At 37.8% G+C, this 17,116-nt stretch carries 15 protein-coding genes and 1 pseudogene; 9 read left to right on the top strand and 7 right to left on the bottom strand.

Going from position 1 to position 17,116, the window contains the following annotated elements; all coding sequences use genetic code 11:
• The first annotated feature begins 114 nt into the window (after nt 1-114).
• Together nhaB and dsbB are read left to right on the top strand one after the other, a co-directional pair.
• Nucleotides 115-1,662, top strand: a complete 1,548-nt coding sequence (nhaB, locus tag TI10_RS01260; RefSeq protein ID WP_049581356.1) for a sodium/proton antiporter NhaB — start codon at nt 115-117, stop codon at nt 1,660-1,662.
• Between the two features lie 176 nt (nt 1,663-1,838).
• Nucleotides 1,839-2,348: a disulfide bond formation protein DsbB gene (gene dsbB, locus TI10_RS01255; protein ID WP_049582129.1), complete on the top strand. Its 510-nt coding sequence runs from the start codon at nt 1,839-1,841 to the stop codon at nt 2,346-2,348.
• Between the two features lie 130 nt (nt 2,349-2,478).
• Here the strand turns inward: dsbB and TI10_RS01250 are convergent, their stop codons facing one another.
• The 3 genes from TI10_RS01250 to TI10_RS01240 form a co-directional block, all read right to left on the bottom strand.
• Nucleotides 2,479-2,781 carry a putative hemolysin gene (locus TI10_RS01250; protein WP_049581355.1) on the bottom strand — a complete coding sequence of 101 codons (303 nt, stop codon included), beginning with the start codon at nt 2,779-2,781 and terminating at the stop codon, nt 2,479-2,481.
• Between the two features lie 53 nt (nt 2,782-2,834).
• Nucleotides 2,835-3,167 (bottom strand): DMT family transporter, encoded by a 333-nt coding sequence (locus TI10_RS01245; RefSeq protein ID WP_049581354.1) that lies wholly within the window; start codon nt 3,165-3,167, stop codon nt 2,835-2,837.
• An 886-nt stretch (nt 3,168-4,053) separates the two neighbouring features.
• On the bottom strand, nt 4,054-4,533 hold the full coding sequence (locus TI10_RS01240) for an Hcp family type VI secretion system effector (RefSeq protein ID WP_049581353.1): 480 nt from the start codon (nt 4,531-4,533) through the stop codon (nt 4,054-4,056).
• Between the two features lie 505 nt (nt 4,534-5,038).
• Between TI10_RS01240 and TI10_RS01235 the strand changes: the two genes are divergently transcribed.
• Nucleotides 5,039-5,926, top strand: a complete 888-nt coding sequence (locus TI10_RS01235; RefSeq protein WP_155416449.1) for a hypothetical protein — start codon at nt 5,039-5,041, stop codon at nt 5,924-5,926.
• A gap of 1,666 nt (nt 5,927-7,592) precedes the next feature.
• Here the strand turns inward: TI10_RS01235 and tssD are convergent.
• A pseudogene (gene tssD, locus TI10_RS01220) lies at nt 7,593-7,817 on the bottom strand (type VI secretion system tube protein TssD); the annotation flags it as partial.
• Nucleotides 7,818-8,197: 380 nt separating this feature from the next.
• Between tssD and TI10_RS01215 the strand changes: the two are divergent.
• The 5 genes from TI10_RS01215 to ttcA all read left to right on the top strand — a co-directional run bounded on the left by TI10_RS01215 (nt 8,198) and on the right by ttcA (nt 11,667).
• Complete coding sequence (locus tag TI10_RS01215; protein WP_049581349.1) at nt 8,198-9,205, top strand: hypothetical protein; 1,008 nt, start codon at nt 8,198-8,200, stop codon at nt 9,203-9,205.
• Entirely contained in the window at nt 9,202-9,606 is a 405-nt protein-coding gene (locus TI10_RS01210; RefSeq protein ID WP_049581348.1) for a hypothetical protein, read from the top strand. The genes TI10_RS01215 and TI10_RS01210 overlap by 4 nt, the downstream gene beginning before the upstream one ends.
• A gap of 27 nt (nt 9,607-9,633) precedes the next feature.
• Entirely contained in the window at nt 9,634-10,041 is a 408-nt protein-coding gene (locus tag TI10_RS01205) for a hypothetical protein (protein WP_049581347.1), read from the top strand.
• A 27-nt stretch (nt 10,042-10,068) separates the two neighbouring features.
• Nucleotides 10,069-10,485: a hypothetical protein gene (locus tag TI10_RS01200; RefSeq protein ID WP_049581346.1), complete on the top strand. Its 417-nt coding sequence runs from the start codon at nt 10,069-10,071 to the stop codon at nt 10,483-10,485.
• Between the two features lie 252 nt (nt 10,486-10,737).
• Entirely contained in the window at nt 10,738-11,667 is a 930-nt protein-coding gene (gene ttcA, locus TI10_RS01195) for a tRNA 2-thiocytidine(32) synthetase TtcA (protein WP_175445329.1), read from the top strand.
• Nucleotides 11,668-12,136: 469 nt separating this feature from the next.
• Here ttcA and zntB read toward each other — a convergent pair whose 3' ends face one another.
• Both zntB and TI10_RS01185 read right to left on the bottom strand, forming a co-directional pair.
• Complete coding sequence (gene zntB / locus TI10_RS01190) at nt 12,137-13,120, bottom strand: zinc transporter ZntB (RefSeq protein WP_049581344.1); 984 nt, start codon at nt 13,118-13,120, stop codon at nt 12,137-12,139.
• 16 nt (nt 13,121-13,136) lie between these two features.
• A complete protein-coding gene (locus TI10_RS01185) occupies nt 13,137-14,759 on the bottom strand; it encodes a peptide ABC transporter substrate-binding protein (protein WP_049582128.1) in 1,623 nt (540 codons plus the stop codon).
• A 173-nt stretch (nt 14,760-14,932) separates the two neighbouring features.
• On the opposite strand from TI10_RS01185, the gene tpx reads away from it, so the two are divergent.
• Entirely contained in the window at nt 14,933-15,436 is a 504-nt protein-coding gene (gene tpx / locus TI10_RS01180; protein ID WP_049581343.1) for a thiol peroxidase, read from the top strand.
• Between the two features lie 42 nt (nt 15,437-15,478).
• Here the strand turns inward: tpx and tyrR are convergent, their stop codons facing one another.
• On the bottom strand, nt 15,479-17,062 hold the full coding sequence (gene tyrR / locus TI10_RS01175) for a transcriptional regulator TyrR (protein ID WP_049581342.1): 1,584 nt from the start codon (nt 17,060-17,062) through the stop codon (nt 15,479-15,481).
• Nucleotides 17,063-17,116 lie beyond the last annotated feature (54 nt).

Genomic DNA, 17,116 nt, shown 5'->3' with positions numbered 1-17,116 from the left:
AAAAAAGCGTACTCATGCTTAATTACACCTCATTTCCCTTAAAATATTCTGTATTAAAGCGTACTATTGTTTAAAGAACACAATCTTACGAATTTTAGAGGAACTTTAATTGCAATGGAAACCAGTATCCTAAAAACAGCGGTAAAAAACTTTCTCGGCAACTCGCCAGATTGGTATAAACTAGCTATCATCATTTTTCTCATCGCCAACCCACTGATATTCTTCTTCATTAACCCATTTGTCGCAGGCTGGCTGCTAGTTATCGAATTCATTTTTACTTTAGCAATGGCGCTTAAATGTTACCCGTTACAACCAGGCGGCCTGTTGGCAATTGAAGCGGTTATTATCGGCATGACCTCGCCTCAACAAGTTGGTCATGAAATTGCTAATAACTTGGAAGTTGTACTGTTGCTGATATTTATGGTTGCAGGAATTTACTTTATGAAGCAATTACTATTATTTGCTTTCACTAAACTCCTGCTCTCCATAAAATCTAAACGTATGCTTGCCTTAGCATTCTGTTTGGCTAGCGCATTTCTGTCGGCATTTCTTGATGCTCTGACCGTTATCGCGGTGGTTATTAGTGTTTCCCTTGGCTTCTATTCTATCTACAACAACTTTATTACTAATCAGCATGATCAACTTAACTCTGAGCATGACAATCACATTGAGGCAGAGAAAAAGAAACAAACGCTTGAACAATTTCGTGCTTTTTTGCGTAGTCTGATGATGCATGCAGGTTTAGGTACTGCCCTCGGCGGTGTAATGACGATGGTAGGAGAACCACAAAATCTGATCATCGCCAAAAACGTTAATTGGGATTTTGTCACCTTCTTTATTCGCATGGCTCCGGTTACCTTGCCTGTCTTTATTTGCGGGCTGCTAGTTTGTTTTCTAGTCGAACACTTTAAGCTGTTCGGTTACGGTGCAGAATTGCCGGAACGCGTCCGACAGGTATTAGAAGATTATGATAAAAAAACCAGCGCAAAACGCACTCGTAAAGAAAAAGCGCAGCTTATTGCTCAAGCGATGATTGGCATATGGTTAATTGTCGCACTGGCGTTCCATCTGGCAGAAGTTGGTTTGATCGGCCTTTCAGTCATTATTCTAACCACATCGTTCTGTGGTATTACCGAAGAACATGCATTGGGTAAAGCATTTGAAGAGGCACTGCCATTCACGGCATTACTGACGGTATTCTTTTCTATCGTTGCAGTCATCGTTGACCAGCAATTGTTTACGCCATTTATTCAATTCGTTTTACAAGTTTCTGAAACTTCTCAACTTTCCCTGTTCTATCTATTTAATGGCCTGCTTTCATCAGTCTCGGATAACGTATTTGTTGGCACGGTTTATATCAATGAAGCGAGAACAGCTCTGCAAGAGGGCCTAATTTCACATAAACAATTTGAATATCTGGCTGTTGCAATTAATACCGGCACTAATCTGCCTTCCGTTGCAACACCTAATGGACAAGCAGCATTTCTGTTCCTGTTGACTTCGGCATTATCGCCATTAATTCGTTTATCTTATGGTCGCATGGTGATGATGGCATTACCTTACACCATTGTCATGACTCTGGTCGGTTTGCTGTGTGTAGAATTTCTGCTAATTCCGGTCACTGAAATGATGGTTCATTGGGGCTTAATTGCTTTGCCATAATCGGTAATAATTTATCCCATAGCAAAATCAATACCGTATTGCGCATTGACTACGCACAATACGGTTTTATTTTTTCCCGAAAAAGCCAGATTTATCTTAATTGGCTTTTTTTGTTACCTGTAAATCGGCAAAATAGGCGTTCAATTATTTATCTTAATCTGTATGGAAAAACGGAAATGATGCGATTTTTAAACCACTGTTCTCAAGGACGAAACGCATGGCTGTTAATGACCTTGACCGCCCTAATACTGGAAGGCTCGGCATTATACTTTCAACATGTGATGAAATTACAACCCTGCGTGATGTGTATTTATGAACGGGTTGCTCTGTTTGGTGTATTGAGCGCCGGAATATTGGGTATGATCGCGCCAAAAACGCCGTTACGCTGGCTGGCGATTATTTTGTGGATCTACAGCGCCTGGAGTGGCCTGCAACTGGCATGGGAACATACTATGATGCAGTTGCACCCTTCTCCATTTAATACCTGTGATTTCTTCGTAAACTTCCCTTCATGGTTGGCGTTAAATCAATGGCTTCCCTCTGTATTTGAAGCTACAGGCGATTGTTCAGTAAGACAGTGGCAATTCCTGACATTAGAGATGCCGCAATGGTTAGTCGGTATTTTTGCCGCTTACCTAATTGCTGCTGTATTAGTATTAATCAGCCAATTTTTTATCCGTAAATAATTACCCACCCAGACAGCTAAAAATGATTGTCTGATGAATCAAATATACTCGCAGAATCATGCCTAAGGCTGCCTATAACCGGATATCCGAACGGCATGTTCCTGCTCATATTAGTTACTTAATTTCTGCCTCAAATCGATGCACAGGAACCTTGTAATAACGCTCTTTCATCACAACGCTTACCATTTGCCAACTGGCAAACAGGTATTTGCGCGCCATTTAATTGTATTGCTAATGCAGGCATACCACCTGCATAAGAACAGATTGCTCTGGCATTATCCCTAAGAGCAACTTCCGGTTGAGAATATTGTATCCCTTGATATTGAGTAGATGTTTTCCCTGCCTGGCTACTACAGCCTGCTAATACAGCAATACTAAAAAGTACTCCTAATAAGACTGTCTGGAATCCTTTATTATGACTAACGCTTAACATATCTCTTCTCCAGAAAACGATTCAGGGAAAACAGAAGCGCCGTTAATTGTTAATTAATGTGCGCTGCTATTAGAAAGCAGGTTTATTACCATTACACCGGCAACAATAAGAGCCATACCTAAAATAGCCGCCCAATCCAGCTTCTGCTGATATAAAAATATCGCGGCAACAGAAACCAACACAATACCCAAGCCAGACCATATGGCGTAAGCAATCCCTAATGGCACCACTTTGACCACCTGAGATAACCCCCAAAAAGCGATGCCGTATCCAACAATGACCAATATAGAAGGGAATAGCTTACTAAACCCATCAGAGGCTTTTAATGAAGCCGTTGCGATAACCTCAGCAACAATTGCCATTGCTAAATATACAAATCCATTCATATCCTTACTCTCTATAGTAGAAAAAATAAATCGACCAACGTTAATAGACAAAAACGGATTGAATCTATCATAAACGCTTTAAAGTGTAACGTAACAAAATTGATATATTTCGTTCCTTAAATCCAATTTGAGCCTTATTTACAACCGGCCTACAGAAGTACTCCGCCGGCAGGAAAATCGTTGCAGATATTCTACAAGAAATATGAAAAAGTGCTAATCATAGGTTCCAACTTTGAGATTCAGATCAGAATCATTCGCACAATAACCTTTAAGATTATTCAAGTAAATATGCATTGTAAAATTAGCAACCAGTATACTTATAAGCTAAAAATAATCCTATCATTTGATTAAGCCATCCAGAGCACAAAACTATCAGGATGTTATGTTGCCTAACGTTGAGTCAACATGCTGAACACGACTACGGAAGTAAATAGAGTATATTATGTTTCTTTTATTGATCTTTTCATTATATCAGTAGATATTTACAAGATAAACCAGCATAATATCAATAAAATAATTAGATTATATACATGCTATTAATAGGAAAAAATGAGAATAAATGAACCTGATAATAAATACATACACCAATAACCTTACAGTTTTATTCAAGGTTTATCTTTTAATTTAATTCATTGAATAAAAACATATTTCATTACCATTAATACAAGTGGGACATTCTTTTTCATACCAATGGTAATGCACTTAAATTTGAAAAACACACTTATATTCTAACCGAAATATAAGCGTATATACCCTATGGATTTCAAGATGCATCGCGACGGCAAGGGAGTGAATCCCCGGGAGCATAGATAACTATGTGACCGGGGTGAACGAGTGCAGCCAACAAAGAGGCAACTTGAAAGATGACGGGTATAAACTGTATTTATCAATAAACCATCTCATCCCAAATAAGATATCCTGATGTTCCCGCCATATGATGCCGACAAGTAATATTAGCATACTGTACTGAAACAACCTCCTCCGGCTGACCATTATTATCATTAATAACATGCGGATAATTAACATTTAAATCACAAATTCTTGCTCCAGTGAGCAAGATGGAATAAAAAAGTTCTTGTGAACCTATTGAAGAGGTCCGATAAATATCAAATGTCAATTCCAGTTTTTCACGGTTAGCAGCCGCTATCATTAGCAATGGGGAAGATTTATCTAATAACTTAATAAAGTTTACCGGCTGATAATTGACATGCTGAGCGACAGTCAAACCATGATTGAATTGCAACACCATAATTTTATTTTCAAATCCATTCTGATACCGGTTACCAATAGAATCTAAAGTTGAACACCCTTGAGAAATAAGCCCCTGAGATTCACCTTTTATCGTCACATAAATCATATTTGCCATATTACACCTTAATTAACTTACCTTAATTAATTTACCTTATGTTCAATTCCCCATTTTGAGTTATTTTTCTTCGATTTCAATAAGAGAATTGTAATGAATCGTTAAGTATCTTATATAAATGTAAATATTGAAGGCTCGTAGTCAGGCCAAAGATAATAAAAAATTTTGATCACCATTTCTATCCTTTAGTAAAGAAAAAAACGTAAATTAATCAATATGAACAGACAAAACCAGATTGAATTTATACATCACTTAACCCCCTATAAATTCTTACTCCGTAGAGATTAGAAACTCGTTTGCTATATGTTGAAGATAATCCGATTATCTGATTAAGTTATGTTATCTAACGTCAGGCCAACATGTTAAAAGCTACCACAGGAACAAATAGAGTATTATGAAAAGAAACATTCAACCCGGTTTCTGTGTCGTACAGCAACCTGGAGGATTGAGTTTTCAAGCAAGTCTGTTATTCAGCCATTCAAATAGCGAAGCGGCCCGGTATTTTATGGCATTAAATGCAAATTACCGGTCCCTGAAACCGGGACAAATCCTGTTGGTTGCAGATCCAGATTCCTATAATCCGCCACACATAATACAGCTATTAAAACAATCTCAGTATGAAGTAAACCGATCCATTTCAAGTTTACCCAATGAATACGCGGCATTTTTGCATCGTCATTTTGGTCTGTTTCACTATGTGCTGGATCAGGGAGGAACTTTGGTTGGTACCGCTTCATCTCTGGGTAATACTTATTTCTCCCAAATTAAAAAAAATTTGAAAAAATTACAGGAACTTTATCAAAAAGAATATCGGCTAAATGGGCTAAACCGAAAATATGTCAGTCCCGAGTTTTATGTAGAAAGACAATTGATTATGGGTAACCTAAAGGGATTATTGAATAAAATTGGCCGACTCTCTTTGAAAATCGACCAACATCCTAATCTAAAGCATGCGCTAAAGTTATCAACTAAAGCCATTGCTCATCAATGGGATAAAGTCGGAGTTGGCGCAATAAAGGGATATAGTCAAACAATTATGCAAAGTGAAAAAATGATTAAATGGATGAAATATGGCGGCCGAGTTGCCATTGGTCTTGATTTTGTTGATACCACCGGGCAGGTTATTGATGCCTGTAATTATGGGAAAACAGGAAAATGTGAAAAAGTAGCTATCAAGGAATATAGTAAATTTGCTGGTAGAACTGGAGGAGGAATTATAGGGGGAATAGGTGCTGGAACAGCAGCAGGTGAAATTTGTCTAGCATTGGGTATAGCATCAGCTCCTGCCGGAGGCGCCGTTGGATGGATATGCGTAGCTGTCGGTAGTGTAGTAGGTGGAGTTGCTGGAAGCACCGCAGGAGAGTTTTTAATCGATAAAATAGTAAGTGAATAACATGAGTATCCTAATTAATACAATTAACTTTCTCATGATTTCTTTATTTTTAGTTAGTCTGTTTTTGCTACTATTTTTATTCTTTTTTTATGGGATAAAGAAAGCATTCTTCGCAGAAATCAGAGAAAAATATACACAAAAAGGATTTTTTATACCACAAATTATATATGTAATATCGTTTTCTGGTTTTTATGGTAGTTATTATTTGTCCTGTTTCTTTTACCAAATAATAACCAAAAAAAAGACTATAATATCTCGTGCTTATATAGGTAATTCCATACCGGAAGAAGCATATGAGTTTGCAAACAGTATACCTAAAAAACTTGCTTCAATAATAATTATATATTATTATTTATTTTCTATTTCCATATTTTCATTCACCTTAAGCAGTATACTTATCTTGTTATACAAGTATTTAACGAATACATAAAACATACCCTATTAATTAAAATACCAATAGGAAATTAACATGAACAGATCAACTATTGCCATCATGCTTATTTTTTATATTTTATTTATTATTCTCTTAGTTGTATCAATAGCCATTTATAAAATAAACCAAAGAAAGATGGACAAGATCATTGAATTATATATGTAAAAAGGGTTTTGTTTGTCAACAGGAGCATACATGGGTCATTTAATGGGTATTCATGGTCAATTTTATGCTGCCGTATTTTTTTATAGGTTATTAACGGGAAAAAGAATAAGGACAAATAGACCTGACAGTAAATACATGTATCAAGAATCTTATGATTTCATTCAAAATTTACCTTCCAGTTTAACTCATTGGATAAAAACATATTTCATCACCATTAATATAAGTTTTATATTCCTCTTTATATCAACAGTAACGACTTTATGTCATAAATACTCTCATGTTTTCAACTAAAATATGCACTAAAACCTGGAGATCATATTAGGAATAAAATGGAGAATGCAATGGGTAAATCTTCTATTAAATATTTTCCCGGAGATTAATATGCACAGGACAATTACTCTTATTGTTATTACCTCTTAATCAGTTTATTATCTTTCGCTATTGGGATAGTATTTCTTACATATGATAAATATATCTTGCCGTTTTTTAATTAGGAATTTTTCAGAAGAACACGTAGCTAGGAAGGCTATAGGTAACTATGGATTTGAGAAAGCTGCGGAATTTACTGTAGATTTATTTATAGGAAATTAACTATGAGAATATTGGATTTAATAATGACAATATGTTTTTTCTTATCTCTTTTACTTTTGATTATATCAATAGCCATTTACAAAATAAATCAAAAAAAGATGGATAAAATTATTGAATTATATATAGAAGAAGGACTTTATTTACCAACAGGCATAATGATACAACGCTTCGGAAGGATGCATGATCAGATTCACGTCGTTTTGTTCTTCTACAGGCTGTTAACTGGAAAAAAAATGAAGATAAATCAGCCTGATAGTAAATATATGCACCAAGAATCTTATAACTTTATTCAAAATCTACCCTCCAGTTTAACGTATTGGATGAAAACATGTATCATTATCACTTATATAGGTGTAGCATTTTCTCTCGTATCAACAATAATAATCTTAATTCAAAAATATTATTAATCGTGCTAATCCTATTTAAGAGTTTCAATAAACATTGAATATCAGTTCCAGTTTTTCACTTGTTAGCAGCCGCTATCATTAGCAATGGAGATAGTTTATCTAATAATTTAATGAAGTTTACCGGCTGATAATTAACATTCTGAGCAACTGTCAGACCATGATTGAATTGCAACACCATAATTTGATTTTCATGTCCATTCTGATACCGGTTACCAATAGAATCTAAAGTTGAACATCCCTGAGAAATAAGTCCCTGAGATTCACCTTTTATCGTCACATAAATCATATTTGCCATACTATACCTTAATTAATTTACCTTATGTTCAATTCCCCATTTTGAGTTATTTTTCTTCGATTTCAATAAGAGAATTGTAATGAATCGTTAAGTATCTTATATAAATGTAAATATTTCAGGCTCGTAGTCAGGCCAAGGATAATAAAAAATTTTGATCACTATTACTATCCTTTATCAAAGAAAAAAACGTAAATTAATCAATATCAACAGACAAAACCAGATTGAATTTATACATCACTTAACCCCCTATAAATTCTCACTCCGTAGAGATTAGAAACCCGTTTGCTATATGTTGAAGATAATCCGATTATCTGATTAAGTTATGTTATCTAACATTGGGTCAACATGTTAAAAACTACCACAGGAACAAATAGAGTATTATGAAAAGAAACATTCAACCCGGTTTCTGTGTCGTACAGCAACCTGGAGGATTGAGTTTTCAAGCAAGTCTGTTATTCAGCCATTCAAATAGCGAAGCGGCCCGGTATTTTATGGCATTAAATGCAAATTACCGATTCCTGCAACCGGGACAAATCCTGCTGGTTGCAGATCCAGATTCCTATAATCCGCCACACATAATACAGCTATTAAAGCAATCTCAGTATGAAGTAAACCGATCCATTTCAAGTTTACCCAATGAATACGCGGCATTTTTGCATCGTCATTTTGGTCTGTTTCACTATGTGCTGGATCAGGGAGGAACTTTGGTTGGTACCTCTTCATCTCTGGGTAACTCTTATTTCTCCCAAATTAAAAAAAATCTGTCAAAATTACAGAAGCTTTATCAAAAAGAATATCGGCTAAATGGGCTAAACCGAAAATATGTCAGTCCCGAGTTTTATGTAGAAAGACAACTGATTATGGGTAACCTAAAGAAATTATTGAATAAAGTTGGCCGACTCTCTTTGAAAATCGACCAACATCCTAATCTAAAGCATGCGCTAAAGTTATCAACTAAAGCCATTGCTCATCAATGGGATAAAGTCGGGATTGGCGCAATAAAGGGATATAGTCAAACAATTATGCAAAGTGAAAAAATGATTAAATGGATGAAATATGGCGGCCGAGTTGCAATCGGCTTAGATTTTACTGATACCACCGGGCAAGTTATTGATGCCTGTAATTATGGGCAAACAGGGAAATGTGAGAAAGTAGCTATCAAAGAATATAGTAAATTTGCTGGGAGAACGGGAGGCGGGATGGTCGGAGGATATTATGGCGGTCTAGCAGCAGGTACAGCATGTGTTGCTCTTGGAGCTGTGTCAGGTGGTTTAGTTGCCGGACTTTGCATAGCTGGTGGCGGTTTAGCTGGCGGGTCTATGGCTAGTTATGGATTAGAGAAAACTATGGGATTCTTCGCGGATGTATTTATAGAGAATTTGCTATGAGTATATTAGATTTAATAACCATTATTTCTGTTATTTTTTTCTTCTTTTTTCTAATTATATCAATAACTATTTACAAAATAAATCAGAGTAAAATGGATGAAATTATTGAATCATATGTAGAAAAAGGACTTTATTTATCAGCAGGAGTAAAACTGGGTCGTTTCTTAGGTGTTCATGGTCAGTACCAAGTTGCGATGTTTTTCTATATGCTCCTCACTGGGAAAAGAATGAGAATCAATGAAAAGGATAGCAAATATATGTACCAAGAATCTTATAGTTTTATTCAAAGCCTACCCTACAGTTTAACTCACTGGATAAAGATATATTTTATCACCATTAATATAAGCGGTGTATTCTTCTTCATAATAATGATAACGTTTCTATTTAGAGAATACGCTTAATTATATGAACATTCATGGAGCATTAATATGAATAGAGTCACTTTTATCATTTTACTTATTTTTTGCGCTTCTTTTATTGGTTTTTTCATTATATCATCAGCTATTTACAAAATAAATCAAAAAAAGATGGATAAAATTATTGAATTATATATGGAAAAAGGGTTTTGTTTATCATCAGGAGCATACATAGGGCATTTTATGGGTATTCACGGTCAATTTTATACTGCCGCATTTTTCTATAGATTATTAACAGGAAAAAGAATAAGAATAAATAAACCTAATAGTAAATATATGCCAAAAGAGTCTTACGATTTTATTCAAAATTTACCCCCCAATTTAACTCACTGGATAAAAACATGTTTCATTACCATCAATATAAGTGTTGCATCCTTCATTATATCAATGGCAATATACCTATTTGAAAAATACGCTTAACTATATGGATATTCATGGGGTGTCAATATGAATATAATCACCTTTATCATTTTAGTGATTTCTTTTATCTCCTCCATTATTTTTCTCATTATATCAATAGCCATTTATAAAATAAACCAAAAAAAGATGGACAAAATCATTGAATTATATATAGAAGAAGGATTTTATTTACCAATAGGAATAACGATAGAACGCTTCGGAAGGATGCGTGATCAGTTTCAAGTCGTTATGTTCTTCTACAGGCTGTTAACTGGAAAAAAAATGAAAACAAACCATCCTGATGGCAAATATATGCACCAAGAATCTTATGACTTTATTCAAAATCTACCCTCCAGCTTAACACATTGGATAAAAATATATATCATTACCACTTATATAGGTGGAGCATTATTTTTTACAGCAACAATAATAGTCTTAATTCAAAAACATTATTCATTGAACTAAATCAAGAGGATCAATATAAATAACAGTCAGACCATGATTGAATTGCCGCACTGAAATCTGATTTTCAAATCCATTCTGACACCGGTTACCAATAGAATCCAGAGTATGTGCGCTCTTCATCTTCGACAACAGAAAAAACTATCAATTGATTAGTATTAACAGGTAAAAACGAGCGGAATCTATCGCAAACTCTTTTAAGGTGTCAGGTAATAAAAATGGTATACTCCATCCCCTAAATCCCATTTAAACATTATTTACAGAGTGTCCGTGGTGGATCAGAAACAACAATATAACCTGAACAAATTACAGAAGCGTTTGCGCCGTGATGTCGGTCAAGCAATCGCTGATTTCAATATGATTGAGGAAGGCGATCGTATTATGGTCTGCCTTTCTGGTGGTAAAGACAGCTATACCCTGCTATCTATCCTGCAAAATCTGCAAAAAAGCGCTCCAGTTAATTTTTCACTTGTTGCAGTTAATCTGGATCAGAAACAACCCAGTTTTCCTGAGCATATCCTTCCCGCTTATCTGGATGAACTGGGTGTGGAATATAAAATTGTCGAAGAAAACACTTATGGCATAGTGAAAGAGAAGATACCCGAAGGTAAAACAACTTGTTCACTCTGTTCTCGTCTACGCCGTGGGATTTTATATCGCACAGCCACTGAGTTGGGAGCAACGAAAATTGCATTAGGCCATCATCGTGATGATATTTTACAGACCTTATTTCTCAACATGTTTTACGGCGGCAAACTAAAAGGTATGCCGCCAAAGTTGATGAGTGATGATGGTAAACATATTGTCATTCGTCCTCTCGCCTATTGCCGTGAGAAAGATATTGAGCGCTATGCAACCGCCAAAGTATTTCCAATCATTCCTTGTAATCTCTGTGGTTCACAACCCAACCTGCAACGTCAGGTTATTAAGGATATGCTACGGGAATGGGATAAGCGTTATCCGGGCAGAATTGAAACTATGTTTCGTGCGGTACAAAATGTCGTTCCATCGCATCTCAGCGATTTTAATTTATTCGATTTTAAAAATATCACTCACGGCAGCGAAGTTATTGATGGCGGCGATCTCGCTTTTGACCGCGAAGAATTACCAATACAACTCGTCGGTGATATAGAAGATCAGCCCGATTACCAATCAGAACGGCTGGATGTTGTTGAAGTAAAATAGCTATACCCAATGGATTTCAAGTTGCATCGCGACGGCAAAGGAGCGAATCCCCGGGAGCATAGATAACTATGTGACCGGGGTGAGTGAGTGCAGCCAACAAAGAGGCAGCTTGAAAGATGACGGGTATATTCTTAATCATACCGCTCTGGATATATTTCAGAGCGTCAATGTCTTTGTCTCTTTTGCCTTGATTTTTATTTATTTTCCTACAACCACAATGAAAAATAAAAAAAGCCGACATTAGCAATTAATATCGGCACAAGAATGGGCAATTATTCTGTATAAAGACTTATGTGAGAAAAACTACAATTACGGAGAACAACGTTCATCGCTTAACGTTGTTTTCACCTGCGAGAGCTATCATGCCTCAATGGCGTCTGGTGAATATTGATATATCTCAAATTAAGCATCAATTTTCGTAACACTTTCTCGCCGTTGTGTTTCATCTCGCCAAACAACTCTCTAATTATCATAGCCATTTACTTCTTTTTAACCACCAGGCAACAAATATAATCAATCCCAATAACAGCAAACAAAAAATACTAAAACCTAGATGGTTTTCATTACCAGGAATACCACCAAGGTTGACACCAAATAATCCAGTCAGGAATGTTGTTGGCAAAAAAATCATAGCAAGTAATGACATAGTATAAGTACGACGATTCATCGCATCCGTCATCATGGATGTAATTTCATCTGAAATAATTGCCGTACGAGCAATACAACCATCCAAATCATCCAATTCTCTTCCCAAGCGGTCAGCTATTTCCTGCATTCGATGGCGATCTTCATCACTCATCCAGAGTAATTTTTCATTGGCGAGACGGGCAAATACATCTCTTTGAGGTGCCATATAACGACGAAGAATGATCAATTGTTTACGCAGTAAAGCTAATCCACCTCGCTCTGGCGTCCGTTGCTCAAGAATCATATTCTCAAGCTCAATAAGGTTGTCATGAAGATCTTCAATAAAATTACCCACTTCATCAGTTATTGCATCAGCCATTTCAACCAACCAATGCCCGGTCGTTTTCGCGCCTATACCATTTTGTAAATCACTCAGTACCTGTTCAAGTGAATGAACTTTACGATGGCGACTGGAAACGATAATTTCAGCATTAATGTAAATACGGAATGTGACCAATTGATCGGGACGTTCACTTTTATTGCTATTAATTGTCCGCAGCGTGATCATCGTACCATCACCAGTACGCACTATTTTCGGTCTAAAACTCTCTCCAGCCAGCCCCTTTTTGACCGTTTCTGGCAACAAATCCGTGTCCATTATCCAGCGGTAACTCTTAGGATTATGGTAATCCAGATGTTGCCAGAAAGGTTGAGCTGGTGTGGCTAATCCATTCATATCAATCGATGTCATGCCGCCTTGACCATCAAACTGACAAGCATAGACTGCATCAGCCTCTTTCAATGATGAGCCATAAATGGTCTCCACATCCAGCTCCTTACTCTTAGTGCTTAATAATGTACATAGTATGGCTATATGCCACGTCTTCAGGATTGGTGATCGGGTATCCTTTTAACCAAGGTTTTATCAACCTGCCGTTAGTGTACTGATAAATCGGTGCAATAGGCGCCTGTTCAGCAATCATTTGCTCCGCTTTGTTATAGTCATCGTTTCTTAAAGCATCATCTGTTCGCAAACTAGCAGATTGTAGTAATTTGTCATAATTCGCCTGATGGAATTTAGCAATATTGCCACTATGCGTTGAAGTTAACAGGCTTAGAAATGTAGAAGGTTCATTATAATCACCCACCCAAGATGCTCGAATAACATCAAAATCGCCCGTGTTACGGCTATCAATATAAGTTTTCCATTCCTGATTCATCAAACTCACTTGCGCCCCCAATTTTTTCTTCCACATAGAGGCAATAGCAATCGCAATTTTCTGGTGGTTTTCGGAATTATTATAGAGCAGAGAAAGTTTCAGTGGATTGTTCTGCCCGTAACCCGCCGCTTGTAACAAAACCTTAGCCTGTTGATCCAATTCTGCCTGTGTATGTTGTTCCATGTCACTGAGCGCAGGATGGAAACCAGCAGTCACATCCGGCGTAAAATGCCAGGCAGGTTTCTCTCCTGTCCCTAAAACTTTTTCAGTAATGACTTTGCGATCAATTGCCATAGAAAGCGCTTTACGTACTCTGGCATCATTAGTTGGCGCACGTTGAGTGTTAAAAGCATAATAATAGGTTCCCAACTGATCCGGCGTATAGACTTGCCCAGGTAATTCATGCTGCAATTTTTTATACATATTTTTCGGGAAGGATTCAGTGATATCTAAATCATCCGCCAGATAGCGTTTAGTCGCGTGTGATTCCTGATTAATGGGCACAAATGTGACTTTGGTTAGGACGGTTTTTTTATGATCCCAATAATAAGGGTTTGGTGTCAGAACGATTTTCTCATTAACAATTCGATCATGTAATTTGAAAGCGCCATTTCCCACCAAATAACCAACTTTTATCCACTCTTTCCCATATTTTTCTACTATTTTCTTATTTACCGGGTAGAGACTGAAATTCGCCGTCAGATTGGGAAAATAAGGCACAGGCCGGTTTAATGTCACCTTTAATGTGTACTTATCAATGGCCTCAACGCCCAATTTTTCTGGCAGTAGTTTGCCGTCAATAATTTCCTGCGCATTTTCAATACCTGCAAGTGCGGCAAACCAAGCAAAAGATGACGTATTAGCCGGAGTGACCAACCGCTGCCAACTATACACAAAGTCTGTCGCAGTAACAGGTTCGCCGTTTGACCAACGGGCATCAGAACGCAACGTAAAAAACCAAGTTTTGTTGTCTACGGTTTTCCACGCTGTTGCTACACCGGGAATGGCATTGCCATACGCATCCTGATTCACCAACCCTTCAAACAGATCGCGCTGAACTTGCGCTTCTGTCAGGCCCACGGCGTTAATCGGGTCCAAGGACGCCGGTTCGTCTTTTAGATGACGTACCAGTTCCTGTTTGTCATTAAGCTGAGTACCAGGAGGAACTTCCGCAGCAAAAGCAGAAACGGTGATAAGAGAACTATTGATAAGTAGTGCACAAGAAATCAGATTGAAATAGCGCATAAGGTAATTATCTGCCCTGTTATAAAATAGATATCCCATTGCTAAATTATAAGCCATTGTCGAAATGACACAATCAGACAATTTTACTCTCACAAGTGCTATTTTTGATGGGCAAGAGCCGAATATTCTTCTACACTGGGCAATCGTGGTTCATTTATCAGAGGAAGAAAACTATGACACAAACAGTAAAATTTCAAGGCAATGATATCTCCGTAAGCGGCCAGTTCCCAAAATCAGGGGAAAAAGCGCAAGATTTTACTCTGACAGCCAAAGATCTCTCCGATGTCTCTCTTAGCCACTATGCCGGAAAGCGTAAGGTGCTGAATATTTTCCCAAGTATCGATACCGGCGTTTGCGCGGCATCTGTACGTAAATTTAATCAGGTAGCGAATGATTTGGAAAATACCGTCGTTCTGTGCATTTCCGCCGATCTACCTTTTGCTCAGTCCCGTTTCTGCGGCGCGGAAGGGTTATCGAATGTCGTCACGCTGTCTACCCTGCGTGGCGGTAGTTTCAGTGAAGATTATGGCGTTGCCATCAGTAACAGTCCTCTGAGTGGTCTCACAGCCCGTGCAGTCATTGTGCTTGATGAAAGCGATAATGTGATTTATAGCCAACTGGTTGATGAAATCACTAATGAGCCAGATTACGATAGCGCACTGGCCGTACTGAAATAAATCCCGTGATTCGTATAATGCCCACTTCTGGTGGGCATTATTTTACTCGTCGTCATCCGGTTCATATTCAGTAGCGTGTTTCCTGCTACTCAGACCATATTCTCTCAATTTATTGGCAATCGCAGTATGCGATACCCCAAGACGTTTAGCCAGTTTACGCGTGCTTGGATAATGCCGATAAAGACGCGTCAACACTGAACGTTCAAAGCGTTTACTGATTTCATCCAGAGAACCATTGAACACATCTTCACTAAAAGACACCTCTGTTTCAAACTCTGGCAGTTGGATATCCCGCGGCGTCAGCTCCATATTTTCAAGCTGAGTCAATGCGCGATAGATGGCATTTTGTAACTGCCTTACGTTACCGGGCCAACTGTAACTCGTCAGGAAATGGGGAAGTTCAGGGGACAATTTAGGTTTCAGTACCCCCTGCTCTTCAGAAAAACGCTCAATAAAATACTCCACCAGCGGCATAATATCTGCTTTGCGATCACGCAACGGCGGAAGCGTAATCGCCAACACATTCAGGCGATAATAAAGATCTTCGCGAAATTCCCCCCGCTGTACTAATTCAACCAGATTTTTTTGCGTAGCACAGATAACTCTGACATTCACTTTGACTTCGTTTTCTTCCCCTACTCGGCGAAAAGTACCATCATTCAGAAAACGCAGTAGCTTAATTTGCATCTGTGGCGACATTTCACCAATTTCATCCAGCAAAACAGTGCCGCCATTGGCCTGCTCGAAGAAACCTTTCTTTCCTTCAATCGCATTAGGATAAGCGCCGGCAGCGTAGCCAAACAGTTCACTTTCGACTACATCATCCGGCATCGATGCGCAGTTCAACCCCAAAAAGGGTTGTTTTCCGCGTAAGCTGTGCAAATGACACGCTTTTGCCAGAATATCTTTGCCCGTTCCCGTCTCGCCAATCAGCAACAGCGGCGCATCCAGCATCGCCATTTTACGAGCCTGCTCAATAATCTGAGTCATTTTTGGGCTAACAGAGATAATTTTCTTAAACTCACTGCCGTCATTAATAGTCAGTTTTTTCAGTTGGGTCCCTATTCGGGCAGCGGATTTGAGCATAATCACCGTGCCGACACACTGCATTTTCTGCTTTTCATCAATCAGTTGAATGGGAGTAATATCCATCAGGTAGTCCAAGCCTTTGAGAGTTATCCTTTCTACACGTTGCTGGATATTCTTATTTTCAAACCAGCGCGAAAAGTTATAACCGCTGATAAACTGCCCGATAGGTTTTTGATAAGTTTGTTCTTCACTCACACCAAACAGCTTAAACACCGCAGAGTTAGCAAGTTCAATATTTCCTTTCAGATCAACCGAAAAAACAGGCTCAGGCAAGGACTCCAACAATGCGCACATCGCTTTGTGTTCTCTTTCAGAAGGCATAAAAGAGACGGTACGAACATCAATAACACCATTAATACGACGAATTTCCGCCATCAATTTACGGAATACATTGAAATCAACGGGTGAAAAATTAAGGTAAATCCGGCCGATTTGGGATATTTCTATCCCTTTTAAATCAATATTTTCTAATACCAGTAGATCGAGCAATTCACGGGTCAGCCCAATTCGATCATGGCAAATAACTTCTAAGCGCATCTGTTTTGACCTTATTTACACTAATACATATAATTTTTTAAAATACTACTCTCT

Source organism: Photorhabdus luminescens subsp. luminescens (genome assembly GCF_001083805.1).
GTDB lineage: Bacteria > Pseudomonadota > Gammaproteobacteria > Enterobacterales > Enterobacteriaceae > Photorhabdus > Photorhabdus luminescens.
Note: the sequence above shows the minus strand (reverse complement) of the source record. Positions and strands in the feature narration are given on the sequence as shown.

Excerpts from the sequence above, each read along its gene's own strand:
- tpx (WP_049581343.1), top strand. The coding sequence starts at position 14,933 with ATGACACAAACAGTAAAATTTCAAGGCAATGATATCTCCGTAAGCGGC.
- TI10_RS01215 (WP_049581349.1), top strand. The coding sequence starts at position 8,198 with ATGAAAAGAAACATTCAACCCGGTTTCTGTGTCGTACAGCAACCTGGA.
- TI10_RS01210 (WP_049581348.1), top strand. The coding sequence starts at position 9,202 with ATGAGTATATTAGATTTAATAACCATTATTTCTGTTATTTTTTTCTTC.
- TI10_RS01200 (WP_049581346.1), top strand. The coding sequence starts at position 10,069 with ATGAATATAATCACCTTTATCATTTTAGTGATTTCTTTTATCTCCTCC.
- TI10_RS01245 (WP_049581354.1), bottom strand. The coding sequence starts at position 3,167 with ATGAATGGATTTGTATATTTAGCAATGGCAATTGTTGCTGAGGTTATC.
- TI10_RS01205 (WP_049581347.1), top strand. The coding sequence starts at position 9,634 with ATGAATAGAGTCACTTTTATCATTTTACTTATTTTTTGCGCTTCTTTT.
- TI10_RS01240 (WP_049581353.1), bottom strand. The coding sequence starts at position 4,533 with ATGGCAAATATGATTTATGTGACGATAAAAGGTGAATCTCAGGGGCTT.
- TI10_RS01235 (WP_155416449.1), top strand. The coding sequence starts at position 5,039 with ATGGCATTAAATGCAAATTACCGGTCCCTGAAACCGGGACAAATCCTG.
- nhaB (WP_049581356.1), top strand. The coding sequence starts at position 115 with ATGGAAACCAGTATCCTAAAAACAGCGGTAAAAAACTTTCTCGGCAAC.
- TI10_RS01185 (WP_049582128.1), bottom strand. The coding sequence starts at position 14,759 with ATGCGCTATTTCAATCTGATTTCTTGTGCACTACTTATCAATAGTTCT.
- dsbB (WP_049582129.1), top strand. The coding sequence starts at position 1,839 with ATGATGCGATTTTTAAACCACTGTTCTCAAGGACGAAACGCATGGCTG.
- tyrR (WP_049581342.1), bottom strand. The coding sequence starts at position 17,062 with ATGCGCTTAGAAGTTATTTGCCATGATCGAATTGGGCTGACCCGTGAA.
- TI10_RS01250 (WP_049581355.1), bottom strand. The coding sequence starts at position 2,781 with ATGTTAAGCGTTAGTCATAATAAAGGATTCCAGACAGTCTTATTAGGA.